This window comes from Legionella sainthelensi, assembly GCF_900637685.1.
Taxonomy (GTDB): Bacteria; Pseudomonadota; Gammaproteobacteria; order Legionellales; family Legionellaceae; genus Legionella; species Legionella sainthelensi.
Genome location: NZ_LR134388.1, coordinates 1741252 through 1763242, shown reverse-complemented (window position 1 = coordinate 1763242; position 21991 = coordinate 1741252). Strand labels below are relative to the sequence as shown.

Sequence of the window (21991 nt, the reverse complement as noted above, 5' to 3'; positions counted from 1 at the left end):
CCATGAGTACAGCAAAAGTAATGGCGAATAAAGAAAAAACAAATGAGCTCTCCATGAAAAAGAATACTTCAATCAAAACCCAAAACAAGAGAGTCGAAATACGCGTTTTAGTGGAAAATGCAGCCCAACGGATTGCACCGGTTTGGCCTTTAGAAACATTTATAGCCTGCAATCCCTTACAAGGGCTTGAAGCACAAAGATTTGAAGTGGCCATAGCGCAAGGTGATTTTCAAAGAAAGGAAGTTCCACGTAATCGTGCTTTAGAAGACGTGAACCTGCAGATGATTAAATGGTGCAGCGCCTTTTACGATGCCGGGCAAGGTGCTATCGAAATGCCGCATCGAGACAAAGGATTCTATTTTGGATTTTTAAAATTAGCGCGCTTTGACAAAAAGCTTCATAAAAATAAAAAAGAAGCAAAAAAATGGATAATGACTTTGCCTGGGTCTGCAGAAGAAGCAATTATTTTTTGCCTGAAAAAACTGAAGGTACCCAAAGAAAAAGCCGAAAAATTCATCTCCGAAACCTTTCTTTATTTACCGGGATGGGCGGGTTTTGTGAAATGGAAAACTCATTGGCACAATCCCACAACAGCAGACCAACAACCGGTAACACTCACTGACTTTCTTGCGGTTCGTCTTATCATTACCTGCTTGCTCTGGCCTGAAGCAGGCCAGGAGAAAAGAAGCGAAGAAGAGGGTTCTTTGGTTCAGGACGTTCTTAAAGAAATAAAAAGCAATGAAAAACACTACGAGCAAGCATTGGTAAAAACACTGTTGCCTGAAGTCAAGCAAGTGTCCACCAAGACCCAAAGAGCCGATGCGCAACTGGTGTTTTGTATTGATGTCCGCTCAGAACCCATACGACGCGCTATCGAAAAGCAGGGAAATTATGAAACGCTGGGATTTGCTGGCTTTTTTGGCATCCCCATTCGCGTACAGGAATTTGAAAGTGGTAAAACAAGAGACTGCTGTCCTGTATTATTAAAACCTCGTTATCGTGTTGATGAAAAACCAAGTGCAACAAATAGCTTTTTAATGGAACAACACCTTCAGGGCAAGACGATTAAGACGACCCTTGGCAAAATCTATCAGGAATTAAAATATAATTTTGCAACACCTTTTGCTTTGGTTGAAACCCTTGGTGCCTGGTGTGGCCTGAAGATGCTTTTGCAATCGGTTGCTCTGGGTTATACAAAAAAAACAAGTCAAACATTAAACCATTTGATTGCACCTCCACTTCAAACAGAACCATCGTTAGAATTAAATGAGGATAATTTGGCGCATGGTATCGCCCTAAGTGAGCAGATTGATTATGCCGAGACCGTTTTACGACTTATGGGGCTCACCTCAGGTTTTGCAAAACTCATTATTCTTTGCGGTCATGGGAGTACCACCGAAAACAATCCCTACGCATCTGCTCTCGATTGTGGTGCTTGTGGTGGAAATCATGGCGGAACCAATGCCAAGCTTTTAGCCAGAATCCTCAATAAAATAGACGTTCGAAGAGCATTAGAAGAGAAAGGAATTCATATTCCAATGGACACGCTTTTTTATGCTGCACTTCACAATACCACCACCGATTCTATTGAACTTTATAACTTGAACACAGTCAAAGTTCTTTATCCAAATCTAGTCAATCAGTTACGTGTTGATTTGGAGGAGGCAAAATCGAGCAATAATTTAGAGCGAGGTCGAAAATTAAATTCAGCTCATCCAGAACAAGACATTCAGCGAAGAAGCCAGGATTGGTCGGAGACACGTCCTGAATGGGGGCTAGCACGCAATGCTGCTTTTATTGTGGCGCCACGCTCCTTAACAAAAAACATCAATCTTGATGGCCGATGCTTTTTACATTCTTATGATTGGTCAAAAGACCCAGAGGGTAGTTTCCTAGAAACAATTCTCACTGCACCCATGGTGGTTGCCCAATGGATTAATACCCAATATTTGTTCTCAACCCTGGATAATGTGGCCTACGGAAGTGGCAGCAAAATCACCCACAATGTCACCGGTAAAATGGGCATCATGCAAGGAAATGGCAGTGATTTAATGCATGGACTTCCTTTGCAATCGGTAATGAGTAGTGATGAGAGCACCTACCATCAGCCGCAACGTTTGCTGACCGTAGTTTATGCACCACAGGAACTGGTATCAAAGATTATCGAGCGACAAGCTATTTTAAAGACCTTGTTCTTCAATGAATGGGTTCATCTCATTGTCATTGACCCCAGTGATGGTCGAGCTTACAAATTGAATCAAAATGGCAATTGGATTTTAGCACACTAAAAACGAGGAGAAAAAATGAAAGTTATTAAAGTTCAAGAACGAAAGGATATTGGTATTAACCTCCATCCTATGAAAAAAATAGAAATCATCGTTTCTGGCGAGCATGAACAGCTCATCAGCTCCATGATGGAAGAGGCAAAAGTTACCGGATTTACCTTATTCAGAAACATCTCAGGTAAAGGCCATAATGGATTTCATGAAGGAAAAATATTATTCAACGACAGGGCCTCACTGATTATGTTTCTTGCCGTAGCTCCGGAGGAAGCTATAGCAACTCTAGCCTTAGGCATGAAAACTTTATTTCAACAGAACTCTGGTGTCATGTTTGTTTCTGATGTTGATGTAGCCCGAATGGATTATTTCCACTCAGTCACTGGAGCTTAATCATGGACTATCGCAATCAGTCGGTTTTGCTTGCCTCAAAACATGAGAAAGAAAAAGCAATTGCTGAAGTATTTTTTAATAAACTCTCGTGCACACTGGATGTGCACGATTTTGATACCGACCAATTTGGGACCTTTACTGGTGAAATTGCAAGAACATTAAGTCCCTATGGCACCTGTATTTTAAAAGCAAGGAGTGCTGCAGAGCACTATGGTTATGATTTAGCGGTTGCCAGTGAGGGAAGTTTTGGTCCGCATCCCGCATTTCCCTTTATTCCCAGTGACCATGAAATCATGGTATTTTTAGATCGCAAAAACAAGTGGGTGATTGCAGAGCAATATACTACACCCAAAACAAATTATCGCATGATCACCATAACCCCAAAAACAGAGCTTGATAATTTTTTAGAAAAAGCAGGCTTTCCCGAGCACGCACTCACCCTGCAAACCAATAGTGATAAAAAGGTGATTGCAAAGGGGATTAGAGACGTCCAATCGCTCGAGACCGCCCTGTCCCTTGGTTTTCAACAGGAAAAAGAGCTTTTTCTCGCCACGGATATGAGAGCCATGATGAATCCTTTGAGGATGGAGGCGATTTCTATACTCGCTGAAAAATTAGTCAATCGAATTCAATGTTGTTGCCCCAACTGCTTCACTCCTGGCTTTGGGTTTAAAAAAACCTCAGGCAGTCTTCCTTGCAATGACTGCTCATCCCCGACTTCCTTATACCAACAAGAAGTTTGGGGCTGCATCCAATGTGATTATCAGGAGAAACACCCCAGAAAAGATGGTTTAGAAGCAGCTGAGCCTCAATATTGTGATTATTGTAATCCTTAAATTGAGATACAAAATCCCTAGTTGGCATCGTTATGGGCTATCAAAGTGATTGGCCAATACTTTGTGAGAGCGCAAAAACTTTAAATGGATTAGAGGTTAATTTTGAAACAGAAACTTGTATCGGCACATGGGACACCAGATAAACTCCATGACTATCACGGTTAACTTTCTGGTGACGACTATTCAGGGCTTAGTGTAGCTATAATATGCAATGTTCTTCGTGTTGATGAAATTGACAAAACAAGATCCACTTACATTCCCTGGACTTATAGAATAGGAAAGTTGGGGAAACGATCCCCAACTGCCCCAAGATTTCCTTTAATAAGGTTTTTTATTAGAGTCAGAAGACAAAGTAATTTCATCGGCAATGTCACTATCATCGGGGGAGGTTAACTTTTTAAGTGTTTCTCTCCAATTTTTTGCATTTTCGTCTAATTTACCTACCACTGTATCATCTTTAAAAAAGGTATCTTTACTCTTTAAAGCACTTAATTGCTTTTTTCGTTCAGAAAGAATCACATCTTCAACTATTTCTCTTTTCAAAGCAGGTCTTTTTAACTCTAGATGCGGATAACTTTCAATTCTACCAATTGTTTTCCCATTTTCATCTCGGTTACGAGCAATATGCATCAGTTTTTCTCTGTCGAGGTTTAATTCCTTTGGATCAATTCCAAATAACTCCATCACTGTTAAAGCAGCATCAGCGATTAACTCCGGTGTGCGCTCTTCAAGAGGAGGCAAATCAGTTGCCCAATAGTATTTATTATCATAAAAGGAGGTAGTTAATTTATTATATAGACTTGCAATAAAATTTGGCGTCACATTGTCGTAAAAATATTTTACTCGAGTATTTCTTGAGTCAATGTTTTGTCCGGATCCAAAAATTCCGCTGCGTAAGTTATTATTTTTCATACGCAAAGTTTCTATATTTTGAGGTTTGTTTTTAATCATAATTTCAAAAGGAGAAGGATCACCGGCTTTAAAAGAAAAAGCCTTTTTTAAAGTATCTTTATCAGGAGACAATGCAGATTCATGCAAAAACTCGAAATAAAGCGCTTTCATAATACTTCTTTTATTTATTTCTTGTTTTGACATATTGTCATCGATTTTTATTGAGGGAAGAATAATTTCCTTAATTGTTGTTGCAAATCGTTGATATGCTTCTTCTCTGCTACAGTTATGCAATTCACAATATCTGTCGTCAAAAGAAATCATTCTTCTATTATGATTAACATCATGAACCCAAAAATCTTTTGGAGTATTATAATAACCATCAGCAAATATAGTTTTTGTACTCATTCCTGTAAATGCTAAAGTAGGGTAAGCCCTTAAACTAATCAAGTCTTCTAAACTAAGAACTCTCGATGAAGGTATGACTATTATTCCATCTTTGTGTTTCATTGATAATTCATAATGGGTATATCTGTCTGCGTGATAGAGAGGGTTGTTATGATTATGTGCAATTCTTTCTACAGTATCAAAAAAGTCCATAGCTTTGGAAATAGCTTCTAATGTAGGCTGATAAGGATATCTACCTGTAGTAGGTGGTCTATGAGGATACCCTGCTTTAATCTCTTTCTCATCAAGTTCGACTTCAAGTGCTACATGGCGTAAAGCAAGTAATACTTGCGAATACTGGTTCTCTAAAGCACCGCTTAACGCTGAATTTGATGTGATATCATGATTAATTAAATCTTGAATGAAAGGATGATTTAAAGTTTGTATTAATTCTTGGACAACTTCTTCAAATTCAGGCATAGAAGCTAATGGTCCATCTTTATCCAATCTTTCTTTTAGGCGTCTATAAACCTTTGCCGGATCAGCAAATATTTCAGCTTCAAATTTATATTTATTTTGATCATTACTTGTCATTTTTTCATACTCGCATTTGTTAATTTTCTAGAGCGTTATCGAGAAGCGTTTACATAATTTACTCGAGTTATTAAATTTAAACTTATTGACCAAAATAATTCCAATTAATAATATTTATATGACATATGAATTTTACTTATAATGCATCAACCCTTTTCGAAATTGTTCTAAAGCGGCAGAAAAGCAATAAAAAATATTAACTTAGGTATGCTGGGAACAAACGTTGAATTATCTCCTAGAGCATTATCCTCATATTCAACATCCTGAAACCATAACCATCCTTTGTTCTTCTGATTTATTTGTTAACTTCAGTTAGAGTTATCAATTTTTTAATTCATCCAAACATAGCTTTTTTATCTAAATTTCTGGGTCGCTAGTCATATTAAAAAAATTGATATGAGATATAAATATTATCAATTTTACTTAAATCGATCTTTGTGAATAAAATATGTACACAATTTACAAATAGGTGTTGAAATGACTGGAATGAACAAACTACTAGATAATCAAAATGATTCACAATACATATTAGATCGAAAATTTAAATATATTTTTCGAGGCTATAACGAGCTGGAATTTCCTTTTCCAGAAATTGCTCCTACCTTTGCAGATATGCAAGAAGCAATTTCACAGCAATTGGAAAATATAGAAAAAACCTTAAAAAATCTTTCCCAGGATAATAAACATCACATGTTCTATAAATCAGTATTAACTGACAGCCAGGATAAATTTCTTCAAATCCAAAAAAGAATGATAGAACTAGCACAAGGAGTAGAGGTTAACAAGCAATCAGAAGTAGATTCCCCCGTCCAAAGAGTGACAATAAAATTTCCTTATGGAGCATGCATAAGACTTTGTGCTGAGTATAGCGAACTATGTGATTATTACTACAGATCCAATGAACGTTTCAATAAATTTGGCCCTTCTTCGCTTTATTTCCAAGAAGCATCTCTCAATACTCAACCCCTCAATGAAAAGGAGTATCTTAAAGTTTTGGAACAACAGGATTATATTACCGCATTTCATGAAGTCCTGGCTAAGGCGACTGACAAAGATAAAGAATTACTCATTGAAGCTAAAGCAAATAATTATAGCTTCCAAGAAAGAACTCCTTTAATAAAAGAAATTTATAAAGAAATGTCACTTCCATTTTTGTTTCAATCCGTTCGATACAAACATCACCTTGAAGAAGATCTCCTTCCTTTAGACATTATTTTATTTCCTACTATGAAACCATTGAGTATCGAGAACTTTTCTGAATTTCGCCCTTATAATTTTTATCCATTAGGAATTGTTCCTGATAAAATTTTTGCTGATGAATTTCATCTAACTGCTAGTGATTTTTTCTACCATGATGTAAAACATTCACTTGATATGGTTTCGAGAAATTGGACAGTTTACCTGGAGCATGACTTTAGTTTTACAGAAGCAAAACGACATTTTATTCAAACAAAAAAAACTTTAGATGATTGTATTCAAGAAGAATTAAACAATATTCAACTTAACGAAAAACAAACACGGGACTTAAGACATGCGATAAAAGCCATTCTTTTTGAAATTTATCATGAAGAAGGCTATGCCTATGATTACAACTCAATGATACGCGCTTTAGAAGAACCCAATCCCTTTTATGGTGAGCAGTTAGTTGAATTTTTAAAACAAAAGTTAAATGAAATTTACTTTTTTTTCCCTAAAAACTCAGTACCTGATGAAGAATTAAATTTTCCTATTGAGAGATTAGATGAAGCAAAAAAACTACTATTAACTTCATTGTATAAAGCTCAGGAAATTGCAAGCTCCAAAGGTTATGAGGTGCCTGAGTTTCGATGGGGGATTGCTCGAGGTAAAACACAAATAAACCCTTATCAAAAACTTAAAAATGAAGATGAATATAAAACAGTGCCAAAAAATATAGGAAATATATGTTTGACTAAAGAGAGCACCCCTCAATTAAGAAGTAAATTTTTCGAGATGAAGGACCGTTTAACCGCTTCGTCGAAAACTGAAAACGTTGATATAGTGTCTACACCGTATAAGAAAAACAATTAATGCTTAAAAAGAACAAAAGAATCAACTAAAATTTAACCTACCTCCTACGTGCCGCGGCTTGTCCGTGGCATCCAGCAGCACTCAATTATTGGTAAATTAGCTCATGCCATTCTGATTAAATTCTTCAATCACATTTGATTTCCATTGTCTTGGCCAATTTTTAAAATATTTTTCGCGACGAGCTGCGTCAATAAACAATACATGTGATTCATAATAGAGCAGCATGTGGATGTTATATTTGGCTGTCAAGTGAAGAATAAATTTATTTTGTGTTCCCAAGTGCGCTTAATAAGATCAGAGGTAGCACCTACATCAAGATGGCTTTTAAGTTGACTTGCTAGAATAGAAACAATCAATATCCGAATGCCCCATTTTAGAGTTGCTTTTTCTTGGGATAGCAGAAACAGATGATTTTTTCACTGCCGTCAATAAAGCGCTATGCTAAATCAGGCTCTTGTGGACGCGGTTTAAAAATATACATTAATTTGTTTTTAGAGAGCATCGATTGAATTGTTGATAAATCGAAAAATCTACCGGTAAGTCCCGCTAACGACAGCCTGCACGTATACGATATAAGATAGCCTCAACGATCGGGTTTATCATAAACTCCATGCTGAAGCATGGCTCTCCCTTAGTTTGAACCATAGCTCACGGTCTAAGCATTGCAAGCTCGTTTTATACTTGGTGTTGGAGCTGGTATATGATGAGCTTGCTCTTATATTTGTGGTTTAGAGGCCTACTTTTACTCGCATTCAAAACATCCCATTCGAGTTAGCTGAGTTTACAGGAATTGCTTGCGTTACATCCCAGTGCTCTACAACTTTTCCATTCTCTAATCTAAATAGGTCTACAATCGCATCACCCAGAGTCCCAGGAACTAAAATAGAATGTACATGAAAAAAAACATAATCCCCATCTGCTATCACTCGTTTAATCGTTACATGGGATTTAGGAAAATTGTTTTGTAAATATTCAATATAATGTTTTAAACCATCGGAACCGTCTTTGCCCTCAGGATCGTGTTCAATGTATACCGTTCCAATATATTCGGAAGCTAAATTAAAGTCTTTTTTATTCACAATCGCTTCAAAAAATGCTGTAGCAATTTCTCTATTGGTATGTGGTTTATTATGTGCATATGAGTCAGTGCTAAGAATAAAAAGTAGTGTTGTTATTATGGCTAAATAACTTTTAATAAGCATAGTGTCTTTCCTTATCGTTATAAAAGAATTTGAGCTTAAAATGAATTATGAAAGTGTGCAATTAGTTACCAAATAGTAACTATCATTAAAAACCTGCTGCTTATTATCTTAAAGATGTATAAATAGTCCTAAAAAAGCTGTTAGGGATTTTAATAGGATAGAAATGATCGCTCTTTGTAAAAACAACACTCCTGGAGGGAAAATCATGATGACTATGCTAAAGCGGAAACCTGCGTCTTATCAATTTTCTGTTGAAAATCATTCGCTATTCAGCTATTTCCGGAGGCATTAATCCTTTAAGGTTGGCCCATAATTCTTAATTAAAGTAGAGAGAACCTTTTTATTTATTGATATTCATATAGTTTATTAGCCAATTAGATGTTACAATAAATGGTCGGTATATTTTAAATATACCCTCTATTATCTTCTTATTGCCTATTCTAGGGAAATTCATTTTTATCCTGCAATTTTCTTTTTATTACCTCATAGTCATTAGGAGCAATTAGCTATTTATATAGGATATCTATGAGCTACCAAACGTGCCATTATTGTTTAGAAATTAAAAATGATTTTTCCTTAAGAGGTAAATCCCGAGCTAAAAATGGAAAATTCCTTTGCTATCACCTCTGCCCATCATGCACCCAAAAATTAATTAGTATTAATAGTTTCTCTGATAAAGAAGGCCGTCAATTGTTTATAAATACAGTAAAGGAAAACGCTCAAAAATTCCCTATATATATTGATGAATAATTCTTTTACCCTAAAAGGGTAAATATTTAAACAATACACTCATTTAAAGGGGTATTGTCTACAAACAACATGCACCGCTGTACAAAAATTAAAAAAGAGTGCCCTATTAATAAGAACTGGTTCGAAATTCCTTTTCTATCTGATTCGTTTTGTTATTAGTAATTTGGCCATTGTAATTACCAAATTCCCCCTTCTGCTGAGTGAGCATCCAAATAAAAAGAGAGTCTAAATTATTTCCAGAGGACTGATTAATTTCAATCTTATCAAAATATATTTTTGCAGTATAAGTAAACAGTTTATTCTCGATATGAAATTCAATAGGCGCACGATAAGTACAAACTAAGAAAGGTATAATATGATTAAGGAAAATAAGAAAATAAGAAAATAAGAAAATAATATGTTTATACAGTCCTTTGATTGAGTATAGCATAAATAGTTCAAGTGACCATGTTTAAACAGCACACCCTACAATAAGCTTGACTTTTAACCTAAAGAATAGTATTATGGTCTCAGCTAGAAAATGTCTATTTTATACTCTCCAAATCGTCGTTTTATTCATTTAATCCCTCGTTCTGTAGTTTTTAATTCTTGACCGGTTTCCGGCTAAATTCGCCTATACGGGCATTATAATAAACACTTAAGGATACTTATGTCTAAAACAGTAAACGGAGTCGTTAAATGGTTTAACGAATCTAAAGGATTTGGTTTTATTGAGCAAGAAGCAGGGCCGGATGTATTTGCTCACTTTAAAGAAATTTTAAGTTCTGGTTTTAAAACCCTCACAGAAGGTCAGCGAGTACAATTCATTGTGACGCAAGGAGCAAAAGGTCTTCAAGCACAAAATATAGTAGCTCTTTAATTTAAGTGGTTCATATTATTTACCACTATATCTCTCTGTAGTTGTAGTGGTTCTTGGAGGACACGACAGTGAGGCAAAATAAAATTTACGTAGGCAACTTACCCTTTGGAATTACTGAAGAGACGCTACAAGAAAAATTTGCTAAATATGGTAAGATAGCCGAACTTCTTTTAATTAAAGATCGCTTTACTGGTCACATCAAAGATTTTGGCTTTATAACCTTTAGCTCGCAACAAGAAGCTCAATCCTCTCTAGATATGAATGGTAAAGTGCTGGAAGGACGTCCATTAAGAGTAACTATGGCCCAAGAAAACTACACCCCACGTAAACGTCGTCGATAAATTGATACCAATGCATGCCCAAGCGTTTCATCCACTTTACTACCCTACCATGGCATTTCTTTCGAGTGTAGCCTATGTTTCCAGAATGCAGGATAAGCGCCGCTAAATCCTACTTCACTCTGGGGTGCGAACAAGAAAGATTTGCCGACCCAGCCCTACAGGATTAAGCATTTCCTACTAGCTACAGCATCACGATATTCGTCCACTGAACCAAGCATCCAAATGAGTGATCTGATTCACTAATTAAATAAAAATATCTTCCAAATAGTTTCCTTTGAAACTATTTCTTAGTAAACTAAAGTGAATTTCAAAAGGTAAAAACATGGAAAAAAAGAAAAAAATCGAACCTAGTCAATTAAAGTCGCATATTGGTTATCGAATGCGAGTCGTCTCAAACGCAGTCTCTCATTCATTTGCACGCAAGCTTGCGGCAAGCGAAGTAACAGTCGCTGAGTGGGTTATTTTACGGGAGATGTACTCGGGAGAAATCACGACTTCACCAAGTGCTGTTGCAGCCATCACTGGGCTAACACGTGGAGCCGTCTCAAAACTTATAGACCGACTGTTGGCGAAGAACCTTGTTAGTCGTATGGAGGCAATAAGAGATCGCCGATATCAAGAGATAAAACTCACTGCAAAGGCAATCAAGCTTATACCAAAACTAGCTGCTATTGCTGACGAAAACGACACCCATTTTTTTTCAGTATTAACATCACCAGAGAGAAAAAATCTCTTTGAAATCTTGAGTAAACTGGCTGATTTACATGAGCTCAATAAAAACCCTATCGAATAAAAAAGGAGAACAACAATGAATCAAATTATAGAAAAACTAACAGAAGCACAAAAGTATGCAATATCCATTCGTCCAAAGATTGGAGGATTTCCGGTACTTGCAGAGGTCCTGCGACAGGCTGGCGTTACAACGAATTACTGGGCGTTGCCTTCTTGTCAATCAATTTATATTATGAATGAAGGCGCAGTCCTTCAACTGGGTCCTCCTCTTGTCACGGGTACCCACAAAGTTCCGAAATTCGATCGAACTGCACTCATTGCAGCAATTAGAGCCGATCAAGAAGGTAAAAGTACCTTCCCCGAATTTTTACAGTCTGCCTGGAATGCCGGAGTGGTTAGCTATAATGTAGATTTTGTTGGACGCGAAGTCGTTTACTATGGAGTCAATGGTGAGAAATATATGGAGGAATATTCTGCCGTTGAGGTGAAAAGATGACATAAGATAAATATAGAATTTCAGACTCTAATGAACTGAGCATCAGAGTCAACCTCAAAGGTTTAAACAACATCGGCTCTAAGAAAAAATTTGTCTATTGCCTAACAACAATCACTATTGTAAAAGGCACAGGCTATTGAATCATCAGAATCATTTCCAATAACTAACCTCAGTTCATAAGAGTCACTTTTTCGCCAAAATGTGGCACTGAATCACCACGTTCTTGATTTATTTTAGACTGTGCCGAAATAGTAAAAAACAATACATGTTGTCTTAGTTGCCTGTAGTTATCTCCATAAAGGCAGAAAGGAATCGAAAGAAACTCCTTTTTCTGCTAGTAAAGGCTAGATTCTACGGATATATTCTTTTCTCTTAGGATAAGGTGGTGAATATAAGAAATTTGCATCAAGTTTTAAGTAAAAATTTTTATATTGACATTTCTTTAGAGATTCAATGAACTGTTCTAAATATTCTTCTGCCAATCTACTTTTATCCTGACTCTCTTCTAAAGACCTTCTTTTGAGGGTTTTTGTATTTAAAAAAATATGGCATCTTAATCGGTTTATCCAAACATCTTGATGTTTCATTAAATCTTGATATTTTTCTTCTGAATTTTTATATTCAGTGGATTCTTTATATTTAGTAAAAATTTCAAGTACTTCCATGTTAGGAGGTAAACCTCTTTGCAATACTCTTAGTACTTTTAAATTCCTGGTTCGCTCCTCTCTTCAGAATTTACTAAAGCCTGGAAAACAGTTTTTAACTGTCTTAGAGGTTTGGTGTTTGGACACGACAGTTTTATTGTTTATCAATCATAAAAAAATCAATAAATTACATTTAGAGAATATAGACTCTTTAATTCCTCAGGCCATAAATTTTTAGCTAAATAAATTTCATTATGCTATGTAAGCCTTCTGTGACTCCATTAAATTTACTAAAATCACACTTTCTAGTGACGCCATCTTCCTAAGCACCAAGACTCTTACTCAATGAAACCAAGTCCTTAAAACACTTTACTTCAATTCGATCAGCATGTTCTCGTTTATTGGATCGTTTTGCAGTGAGATTGTCTTGATATTCTATTTATTGATAACTACTATTAATAATAATTGATTTATTTTTAATTGTATTGGTGTATTTTAATACATAACTTAATACTTAACTTATGCGTGTAGGAGATTCCTCATGAATTCAGATATCGAATTAAATGCAATGGGAACAATCAATCAGACTTCAAGTAATGAGATGAATACCACTGAGCAAGAGACTCATGTAGATCCCCAAGATGTATCTAAATACAAAAAAATCAGTGCTTTCATTCCTAAATTAATTACAACAATCGAACAGCTGGAACAATTAGATCAAAATACAGAAATGAACATAGATTTAAAAAAATCAAGAAAACGATTATCTTCCATTGCAACTGAAAATCTAAATCCAAATGCAGACGATATTGAAGAGTTCATCAATGTCCTTTCAAGCGCTCTTTATGGGTTAAGCACGGGATTGCGTATCATCAATATAGAAGAAATGACCAAAGAAAAGAAAAATCAGGCCGTCGATCTGCTCGCCGATATCGCCTTAATTCAGGAGGATATTGCCAAATTAGCCAGCTAAGCAGAGACCATGTCATGAGCGCATATCTATTTATGGCATTATGGCAACTCAAATCCCATGATTTAGCCTGCCAATACAAGAGTTAGATGGGAGTGTTACCATGCCTACCGTAAAAAAGCTTGATTGGAACAAAGTAGCACGAGCTGCAAATAAGGCAGGAATGGCCGCAAGAGCAGCTCTGACATCCCCAATGATCGCTTTAGGCAATGCAGCCAATACAGCTTATGAGGGAACGATCGATGCATTAAGTAATGCTGCTCAATGGACCAAAGATACCGGTTGGCCCGCAGTTAAAAAAGCCGCCATTTCGGCCTATGAGGGTACCCGCGATGCATTGAGTCATGCTGCCCAATGGACCAAAGATACTGGTTGGCCCGCAGTTAAAAAAGCAGGAATAGCAACTGCGGCAGTAGCTGGGGCCGTGATTGCCGCTCCTTTTATTGCTGTAGGTGTTGCTGCTAAATGGACCAAAGATACCGGTTGGCCCGCAGTTAAAAAAGCCGCCATTTCGGCCTACGAGGGTACCCGCGATGCATTAAGTAATGCTGCCCAATGGACTAAAGATACCGGTTGGCCCGCAGTTAAAAAAGCCGCCATTTCGGCCTATGAGGGTACCCGCGATGCATTAAGTAATGCTGCCCAATGGACCAAAGATACTGGTTGGCCCGCAGTTAAAAAAGCAGGAATAGCAACTGCGGCAGTAGCTGGGGCCGTGATTGCCGCTCCTTTTATTGCTGTAGGTGTTGCTGCTAAATGGACCAAAGATACCGGTTGGCCCGCAGTTAAAAAAGCCGCCATTTCGGCCTACGAGGGTACCCGCGATGCATTAAGTAATGCTGCCCAATGGACTAAAGATACCGGTTGGCCCACAGTTAAAAAAGCCGCCATTTCGGCCTACGAGGGTACCCGCGATGCATTAAGTAATGCTGCCCAATGGACTAAAGATACCGGTTGGCCCGCAGTTAAAAAAGCCGCCATTTCGGCCTATGAGGGTACCCGCGATGCATTAAGTAATGCTGCCCAATGGACTAAAGATACCGGTTGGCCCGCAGTTAAAAAAGCAGGAATAGCAACTGCGGCAGTAGCTGGGGCCGTGATTGCCGCTCCTTTTATTGCTGTAGGTGTTGCTGCTAAATGGACCAAAGATACTGGTTGGCCTGCACTTAAAACAGCCGCCATTTCCGCCTATGAGGGTACCCGCGATGCATTAAGTCATGCCGCCCAATGGACTAAAGATACCGGTTGGCCCGCAGTTAAAAAAGCCGCCATTTCGGCCTATGAGGGTACCCGCGATGCATTAAGTAATGCTGCCCAATGGACTAAAGATACCGGTTGGCCCACAGTTAAAAAAGCCGCCATTTCGGCCTATGAGGGTACCCGCGATGCATTAAGTAATGCTGCCCAATGGACTAAAGATACCGGTTGGCCCGCAGTTAAAAAAGCAGGAATAGCAACTGCGGCAGTAGCTGGGGCCGTGATTGCCGCTCCTTTTATTGCTGTAGGTGTTGCTGCTAAATGGACCAAAGATACCGGTTGGCCCGCAGTTAAAAAAGCCGCCATTTCGGCCTACGAGGGTACCCGCGATGCATTAAGTCATGCTGCCCAATGGACTAAAGATACCGGTTGGCCCGCAGTTAAAAAAGCCGCCATTTCGGCCTATGAGGGTACCCGCGATGCATTAAGTCATGCCGCCCAATGGACTAAAGATACCGGTTGGCCCGCAGTTAAAAAAGCCGCCATTTCGGCCTATGAGGGTACCCGCGATGCATTAAGTAATGCTGCCCAATGGACTAAAGATACCGGTTGGCCCACAGTTAAAAAAGCCGCCATTTCCGCCTATGAGGGTACCCGCGATGCATTAAGTCATGCCGCCCAATGGACTAAAGATACCGGTTGGCCCGCAGTTAAAAAAGCCGCCATTTCGGCCTATGAGGGTACCCGCGATGCATTAAGTAATGCTGCCCAATGGACTAAAGATACCGGTTGGCCCGCAGTTAAAAAAGCAGGAATAGCAACTGCGGCAGTAGCTGGGGCCGTGATTGCCGCTCCTTTTATTGCTGTAGGTGTTGCTGCTAAATGGACCAAAGATACCGGTTGGCCTGCACTTAAAAAAGCCGCCATTTCCGCCTACGAGGGTACCCGCGATGCATTAAATAATGCTGCCCAATGGACCAAAGATACCGGTTGGCCCACAGTTAAAAAAGCCGCCATTTCGGCCTATGAGGGTACCCGCGATGCATTAAGTAATGCTGCCCAATGGACTAAAGATACCGGTTGGCCCGCAGTTAAAAAAGCCGCCATTTCGGCCTATGAGGGTACCCGCGATGCATTAAGTAATGCTGCCCAATGGACTAAAGATACCGGTTGGCCCACAGTTAAAAAAGCCGCCATTTCGGCCTACGAGAGTACCCGCGATGCATTAAGTAATGCTGCCCAATGGACTAAAGATACCGGTTGGCCCGCAGTTAAAAAAGCCGCCATTTCGGCCTACGAGGGTACCCGCGATGCATTAAGTAATGCTGCCCAATGGACTAAAGATACCGGTTGGCCCGCAGTTAAAAAAGCCGCCATTTCGGCCTATGAGGGTACCCGCGATGCATTAAGTAATGCTGCCCAATGGACTAAAGATACCGGTTGGCCCGCAGTTAAAAAAGCAGGAATAGCAACTGCGGCAGTAGCTGGGGCCGTGATTGCCGCTCCTTTTATTGCTGTAGGTGTTGCTGCTAAATGGACCAAAGATACTGGTTGGCCTGCACTTAAAACAGCCGCCATTTCCGCCTATGAGGGTACCCGCGATGCATTAAGTCATGCCGCCCAATGGACTAAAGATACCGGTTGGCCCGCAGTTAAAAAAGCCGCCATTTCGGCCTATGAGGGTACCCGCGATGCATTAAGTAATGCTGCCCAATGGACCAAAGATACCGGTTGGCCTGCACTTAAAAAAGCCGCCATTTCGGCCTACGAGGGTACCCGCGATGCATTAAGTCATGCCGCCCAATGGACCAAAGATACCGGTTGGCCCGCAGTTAAAAAAGCCGCCATTTCCGCCTACGAGGGTACCCGCGATGCATTGAGTAATGCCGCCCAATGGACTAAAGATACCGGCTGGCCCGCAGTTAAAAAAGCCGCCATTTCGGCCTACGAAGGTACCCGCGATGCATTAAGTAATGCCGCCCAATGGACCAAAGATACCGGTTGGCCAGGATTAAAAAATACTGCAGAAGAAGCATTTAAATCAGCCCGAGATTTTTTCAGTCGTAAAGCTTCAGAAATAAGCGATAAGAGTATTGAGTTATACAATAAAGTTATCGATAAAATAGATAAGTCTTTAGATGATTATTTAGCTGAGGATAACATAAACCTATCAACACCATCTGGAAGCACTACCTTAAGCAGCCCTCTTTCCAGTACTAGATCTGAAAGATCTACTTTAACAAGCACATCATTGCAAACTCAGGAAAGAGATAAAGATAGTGACAAGGAGGTGGGTAAAGATAAGGACAACGGTAACGATTTATTAACCCGAAGACTTGGCTAATTTCGCATTTTAGGCTAGTTAATTTGCACCTTCATCTTAGGTGTAATACTTCAACTTGATCTGGGTTTATTGAGATCAACAAAAAAATTAATGGTTCGATATAGGATAAGTTTTCTCCCTAAAAATTAAATGCACTCCCACAAGCACTCACATTTAGTTTCCCGACTTATTTTAATTAAGATACCAAGAATCTCGTTTCTTTATCCAATGAAGACAGTGGGATACTCTTCTTTCATTCAAGATGAGTTAATTAAATTCCGCCAGTATTCTCCGCTGGAGGAGCAGGTGCCTCTACAGGTATATTAGGTTTTTGAGCTTCATTAGATACAGAAGAGTAATGTGAATAATAATAAACAAGAATAATAGCAATAACTACAATGATAATAATTGAAATAATACCCCTGTATTCATTTTCCCTGTCTTTCTTTTTCATAATTGTCCTCAGAATCTACCAATTTTCTTTAATTATAGTATTGATTTGAGCAGCAACCATCACTTATTGAATAACCTCAATTCATCAAGTAATTAATCCTTTAGTCACCTAATATTATAGTTATAAAGAATAATTATTTTCTGGTTAAATATCATTTTTTAATTAAGGCCCCGTCATAAATTAAAGAACCAGGATAAAGACTACTTCATCCCCTGCACTCCCTATTACTACCTGCTAAACTCAACCTTAGCATGGTCTATTGAGTTTATTAAAATTTAATCTATTATAAAAATAAGGTTTATTAACATTTCGCTCTATGCCCTGACATTCTGAGGCTTGTCCAAATTGGAGAATAAGCATGGATGCATCAAAATTTTGTAGACATTGTGGAAATAACCTGACAGAAGATGCTCAGTTTTGCAGTAAATGTGGAGCACCAGTAGAAACTAACTCCTCTTTTCCTCAGATAAAAAAGTCATATCCTAACCAAGAAATCCATCAGAAATCACCTCTTCTAGTGCTTATTTTAGGATTATTTTTAGGGGTTATCGGTATTCACCGAATCTATGTAGGAAAAATATATACTGGCTTACTTATGCTCATTACATTAGGAGGACTCGGTATTTGGTATTTAGTAGATTTAATCCTGATAGTTACTAACAAATTTGAAGATAAAAACGGGAACTCGATTCAACTCACCCAAAATCCATCTTCATTTAAAAAAGCACTACTGGTAATGGGGGCTGTTTTTGCTTGGTTATTAGTGTTTGTTGGTACGATATTTATAATCGTATTACTCCTTACAAGTGGCTTGATTTACTCCATTAATCATCAACTCAACGCATTAAAGACAGGTGATATTGAAAAAGCATACTCCTATACTTCAAAAGATTTCCAAAAAGCGACCTCCCTTTCTGATTTTAAAAAATTTATCGATCAGTATCCTTCATTAAAAATAACAAGGGTGCATTTTTTAACGAACGAATTATTGAAAATAATGTGGGCTTTGTGAAAGGAACATTGACTGCGAAAGATGGTGCAAAAACACCGGTGGAATATCGTTTAATATGGGAAGATGGGGTATGGAAAATTTTAAACATTAAGGTAAGTTATACGGGAGCAGGAATAGATATAGATCATAATGTGCTCAAGCCTTCAAGCTCGTTAACACCTCAGGAATCCACATGGATCGATTTCGATAATAAAGCCAATAGATACTCACTTAAATACCCGAATAACTGGGAGTATATTAAATCAGGGAAAGGAACAGTTCTCTTTAAAGGTAAAAAAAGCTCTGATTCTTATCATACAACGATTACTATACGTACTCTTTTAACAAAAAAGAATAAAGGTCAATATTCAACCATTCAAGAATTAAAAGATGATTTAAAAACACTGGTTTTTAAGAATACCACAGAACCCAAATTATTAGATCAAGGGGTGATGGAACTACCTCAAAATCCTAAAAGATTTCATGGGGAATATTTATTATTCACTTACAAATATAAGAATAAAGAGTTCAAGCAAATGGATACAATCATTCTAAGGGACGATGGATTAGCATTTTATACTTGGAGTTATACATCACTAATGAAACAATATAACTCTGATCTTCCAATTGCTAAAAGAATGTATGAATCGTGGATTATTTATTGAGTTATCTCCTTTTTATATCATGCATGTGCATTGTTACTAGTTAATTCAATTTTTCCCTTATTGCAAACAAAAGCACTGTTGTGCTGCTACAAGTTTGTGACGCAAACTTTTATACAGTTCAGGTAATCGTATTTGTTAGTTGTGAGACATACCCTAATTCTGTGCCATACCTATAGCGATACCCATGCGCATTAACAATATTAGTGCCCATGAATGCCCTATTTCGTTGATGAGATATTGGAGTTTCTTCTGGTAATGGATTTATATGTTTCTCTACAGAGACTAATTCGCCAGTTAGAGGAGCTTCATTAATGATAGGATTCACCTGCTCGATTAGTCTTATATCGTGGGTACAGTATTATCTGCTTTCAGAACAACACCATCATCAGGAATAAGATTTTTAACATCGAAAATTTGCTCTTTGTGATTACTTATAATAGACCATTTAGGTGAGAGCATTTTTTAATGCTCTCAGAGTAGCCTCTGTTCTTAACTCCGGGATGAATCCTGGAACAGCTTTAAACGCCTCAATTTTATCAGAAAGATACAATGATAGAATGGTTGCTATTATTAAGAATTAAAATTAAAAATTTATAAATTGTCGCGCTAATATGGAATACCAATGTACTGATTCAGCATCTATAAGTTTATTTAAACTCCTTTTCATTTATTATTTTGTAAGGACCACTTTGACTTCGTATACTGCTAGTGCATGCCATTGCCTCATAATACGGTCTTTATTTCTGAGTTTTCAGCAGACGTGCGTGACCGAAGACAGCTCTTCTGTTTAGTCTATAGCCTTGAAGATTTAAAGAGGAACCCTATCATAAATGGCATAGATAAATTAGACTCCGTCAAACAATCGTCTAGGTACTGGCGAGCAACACGAACAAAGCGTGGACAAATCCCTGATGAGTGACAAGACGTCTGAAATTAGAAATCGTAATTTTGTGTTCGATCAACGCCTTGAGTATGCATGAGGCAAGATTAAAGCAGCCAATCACAAAAGGCTAATCCTTAAGAAAGAAGCGATGATTGAACCAAGCTAATGATTTCTTCTACCTATTCTTGAGACCGTTTAGTCACCTTTGGTAATTTTTTGCCTGGAATCATTGGGTAGCATGTATTTCTAAAGGATGGAAAAATTTAATAATTAATATAAAACCAATGGGTTACATGATAACTCGCTTGTTAATACCCTAAACTTGCTCCATAATTTTTATCTCATGTGAACTACCAATTTACTTTGCAACTCATAAAGAGCTTCAATAAGTCTTATCAAAATCAAAATCTGATCCTATCAATTTTTGATAGTTGTACAATTTCCACTTTGAATTAAAATTGACCTCTATGTTTTTTTAATTGAAGGACAACACTGGTTATGAATAAAATTAAAGAGAATTATCTTCGCTTTTTTGATAGTTCAATTCTTAACAAAGGAAACGTGGATTGGAAGAAAAACATGTATAATGTAGTAGATAATAATTCAGTTCATACAACAAGAAAAGATATTGATTGGGAAATTCTTATATTTGCAATCACTGATAAATTAGGTTATACAGAAAAAACTTTGTCGCGTGGCTCTCGATATTACTGTGAATCTAATAACTTTCAAATTGTTTTTGAATACTATGATGACTCTTGGAAAGGTTTTTTTTGTATAACTCAGATTAATAAATTTAAATTTCGTTCATACCTGTATATAGACGATCTATATGATGAAAACAACAATGAAATCAATCAATGTGCAGCTCAATTAATAAGAGTTTATGAGGAATGCTTTCCCAACAAAGAACTACCTTTATTAGCTAAAAGAGAACCTGAGCATCAGAGACTACTTTACAAGTTCTAACCCCATAACTGGTAGTATCTATTTGCCAAATACCGTTTCGGAAAACTCATCCTTATTTAGCGGAGAGAAGTTTGTTTTTTATTATGGGTTATTCATTATTTTATTATGATTTAACTATAATAAATTTACTTATCCTTCTTGCTAAAAGTTAAAGGATGCATTCAAAATTAATATATTTCGATGAAATATCTACATCAGGAAATAACAAATGGAATTTTTGCACCGCAAAAAGATACCTCTCTTGATAGTAATGGTTCTAATTTGTTTTTTCTTGATTGTAATACCGAGAACCTTGATAAAAGAACCTAAAATAATTCCGCAATCTCAACCTTCAACTGAAATAAAATTACCTGGTCCAGCATATACCAGCAAGAGTTCAATTGAAGAAGTATTAAAAAAACGTCGTTCGGTAAGACAGTATAAAAGTGAAGTACTAACGTTACAACAAGTTGCTCAATTACTCTGGGCTTCACAAGGTGTGAGCTCTAAAAATGGCTTTCGTACGAGTCCCTCAGCAGGAGCTCTTTATCCCTTGGAGGTTTATTTAGTCAGTGGAAACATAGATAAATTACCCCCAGGCATATACCACTACATACCAGCTAAACATGTATTACAAAAATTAAAAAATAATGATGTAAGGAGTCAACTGACTAATGCAGCATTTGAGCAGGAGGCTATCCAATTAGGGGCAGCTGATATTGTAATAACGGCTGTATTTTCTCGAACAACAAATAAATATGGCGATGAAGGGAAGAAATTTGTTTTCATGGAGGCAGGCCATGCCGCACAAAATATTTATTTGCAAGCTGTATCGTTACATCTTGGCACTGTTTCGATTGGTGCGTTTGATGCAAATCAAGTTAAGACAATCTTGGATATTAAAGAAGAACCTTTATATATTCTACCCATAGGTAAAATTTAAAAGAGTATCAATTATATCAGGATAAAAAAATAGATAGAGCCATCAATGCTGTATATCGTGATCTCAATGATGAGAAAAAAATTAATCTTAAAAACCAAATAATGAATGTTGAAATATCAAAGTTAACTAATTGATTGACTATTTTGATCGTGTGGTAATGAATA

Annotated in this window: 19 protein-coding genes and 1 pseudogene; 14 read left to right on the top strand and 6 right to left on the bottom strand. The window is 37.5% G+C overall.

What is annotated here, in order from left to right; all coding sequences use genetic code 11:
* Positions 1–2 precede the first annotated feature (2 nt).
* From EL220_RS07745 to EL220_RS07735, 3 genes are read left to right on the top strand one after another with little or no spacing between them, the layout of a single operon-like run.
* Positions 3–2288 carry a DUF2309 domain-containing protein gene (locus EL220_RS07745; RefSeq protein ID WP_027272248.1) on the top strand — a complete coding sequence of 762 codons (2286 nt, stop codon included), beginning with the start codon at positions 3–5 and terminating at the stop codon, positions 2286–2288.
* 15 nt (positions 2289–2303) lie between these two features.
* Positions 2304–2672: a P-II family nitrogen regulator gene (locus tag EL220_RS07740; protein WP_027272247.1), complete on the top strand. Its 369-nt coding sequence runs from the start codon at positions 2304–2306 to the stop codon at positions 2670–2672.
* Positions 2673–2674: 2 nt separating this feature from the next.
* A complete protein-coding gene (locus EL220_RS07735; RefSeq protein ID WP_027272246.1) occupies positions 2675–3508 on the top strand; it encodes a DUF6671 family protein in 834 nt (277 codons plus the stop codon).
* 318 nt (positions 3509–3826) lie between these two features.
* Here EL220_RS07735 and EL220_RS07725 read toward each other — a convergent pair whose 3' ends face one another.
* On the bottom strand, positions 3827–5380 hold the full coding sequence (locus EL220_RS07725) for a hypothetical protein (protein WP_027272245.1): 1554 nt from the start codon (positions 5378–5380) through the stop codon (positions 3827–3829).
* A 477-nt stretch (positions 5381–5857) separates the two neighbouring features.
* Here EL220_RS07725 and EL220_RS07720 point away from each other — a divergent pair, with 477 nt between their 5' ends.
* On the top strand, positions 5858–7429 hold the full coding sequence (locus tag EL220_RS07720) for a hypothetical protein (RefSeq protein ID WP_027272244.1): 1572 nt from the start codon (positions 5858–5860) through the stop codon (positions 7427–7429).
* Positions 7430–7525: 96 nt separating this feature from the next.
* Here the strand turns inward: EL220_RS07720 and EL220_RS18810 are convergent.
* Positions 7526–7794 (bottom strand): annotated as a pseudogene (locus EL220_RS18810) (GIY-YIG nuclease family protein).
* A 387-nt stretch (positions 7795–8181) separates the two neighbouring features.
* Complete coding sequence (locus tag EL220_RS07710; RefSeq protein WP_027272243.1) at positions 8182–8631, bottom strand: nuclear transport factor 2 family protein; 450 nt, start codon at positions 8629–8631, stop codon at positions 8182–8184.
* 1399 nt (positions 8632–10030) lie between these two features.
* Here EL220_RS07710 and EL220_RS07700 point away from each other — a divergent pair.
* The 4 genes from EL220_RS07700 (at position 10031) to EL220_RS07685 (ending at position 11809) form a co-directional block, all read left to right on the top strand.
* A complete protein-coding gene (locus EL220_RS07700) occupies positions 10031–10240 on the top strand; it encodes a cold-shock protein (protein WP_027272240.1) in 210 nt (69 codons plus the stop codon).
* 68 nt (positions 10241–10308) lie between these two features.
* Complete coding sequence (locus EL220_RS07695) at positions 10309–10581, top strand: RNA recognition motif domain-containing protein (RefSeq protein ID WP_027272239.1); 273 nt, start codon at positions 10309–10311, stop codon at positions 10579–10581.
* Between the two features lie 322 nt (positions 10582–10903).
* The gene (locus tag EL220_RS07690; protein ID WP_027272238.1) at positions 10904–11374 is read left to right on the top strand and encodes a MarR family winged helix-turn-helix transcriptional regulator; all 471 of its coding nucleotides are present in this window, start codon (positions 10904–10906) and stop codon (positions 11372–11374) included.
* Between the two features lie 15 nt (positions 11375–11389).
* Positions 11390–11809, top strand: a complete 420-nt coding sequence (locus EL220_RS07685) for a DUF1398 family protein (protein ID WP_027272237.1) — start codon at positions 11390–11392, stop codon at positions 11807–11809.
* Between the two features lie 344 nt (positions 11810–12153).
* On the opposite strand, the gene EL220_RS07680 is transcribed toward EL220_RS07685, so the two are convergent.
* Positions 12154–12474 (bottom strand): hypothetical protein, encoded by a 321-nt coding sequence (locus EL220_RS07680; RefSeq protein ID WP_027272236.1) that lies wholly within the window; start codon positions 12472–12474, stop codon positions 12154–12156.
* A gap of 520 nt (positions 12475–12994) precedes the next feature.
* Between EL220_RS07680 and EL220_RS07675 the strand changes: the two genes are divergently transcribed.
* The gene (locus EL220_RS07675) at positions 12995–13426 is read left to right on the top strand and encodes a hypothetical protein (RefSeq protein ID WP_027272234.1); all 432 of its coding nucleotides are present in this window, start codon (positions 12995–12997) and stop codon (positions 13424–13426) included.
* Positions 13427–13526: 100 nt separating this feature from the next.
* Positions 13527–16964 carry a hypothetical protein gene (locus tag EL220_RS07670; protein WP_128130854.1) on the top strand — a complete coding sequence of 1146 codons (3438 nt, stop codon included), beginning with the start codon at positions 13527–13529 and terminating at the stop codon, positions 16962–16964.
* A gap of 250 nt (positions 16965–17214) precedes the next feature.
* Here the strand turns inward: EL220_RS07670 and EL220_RS07665 are convergent, their stop codons facing one another.
* Positions 17215–17397 carry a hypothetical protein gene (locus tag EL220_RS07665; RefSeq protein ID WP_027271961.1) on the bottom strand — a complete coding sequence of 61 codons (183 nt, stop codon included), beginning with the start codon at positions 17395–17397 and terminating at the stop codon, positions 17215–17217.
* A gap of 358 nt (positions 17398–17755) precedes the next feature.
* On the opposite strand from EL220_RS07665, the gene EL220_RS18805 reads away from it, so the two are divergent.
* Positions 17756–18409 carry a TM2 domain-containing protein gene (locus EL220_RS18805; RefSeq protein ID WP_232002697.1) on the top strand — a complete coding sequence of 218 codons (654 nt, stop codon included), beginning with the start codon at positions 17756–17758 and terminating at the stop codon, positions 18407–18409.
* Positions 18406–19053 (top strand): PsbP-related protein, encoded by a 648-nt coding sequence (locus EL220_RS18800; protein WP_232002696.1) that lies wholly within the window; start codon positions 18406–18408, stop codon positions 19051–19053. The genes EL220_RS18805 and EL220_RS18800 overlap by 4 nt, the downstream gene beginning before the upstream one ends.
* Positions 19054–19171: 118 nt before the next feature.
* On the opposite strand, the gene EL220_RS07655 is transcribed toward EL220_RS18800, so the two are convergent.
* Positions 19172–19378, bottom strand: a complete 207-nt coding sequence (locus EL220_RS07655; RefSeq protein ID WP_162162577.1) for a hypothetical protein — start codon at positions 19376–19378, stop codon at positions 19172–19174.
* Between the two features lie 1056 nt (positions 19379–20434).
* Here EL220_RS07655 and EL220_RS07640 point away from each other — a divergent pair.
* Together EL220_RS07640 and EL220_RS07635 are read left to right on the top strand one after the other, a co-directional pair.
* Positions 20435–20905, top strand: a complete 471-nt coding sequence (locus EL220_RS07640) for a hypothetical protein (RefSeq protein WP_027271962.1) — start codon at positions 20435–20437, stop codon at positions 20903–20905.
* A 208-nt stretch (positions 20906–21113) separates the two neighbouring features.
* On the top strand, positions 21114–21827 hold the full coding sequence (locus tag EL220_RS07635; RefSeq protein WP_027271963.1) for a SagB/ThcOx family dehydrogenase: 714 nt from the start codon (positions 21114–21116) through the stop codon (positions 21825–21827).
* Positions 21828–21991: the final 164 nt, after the last annotated feature.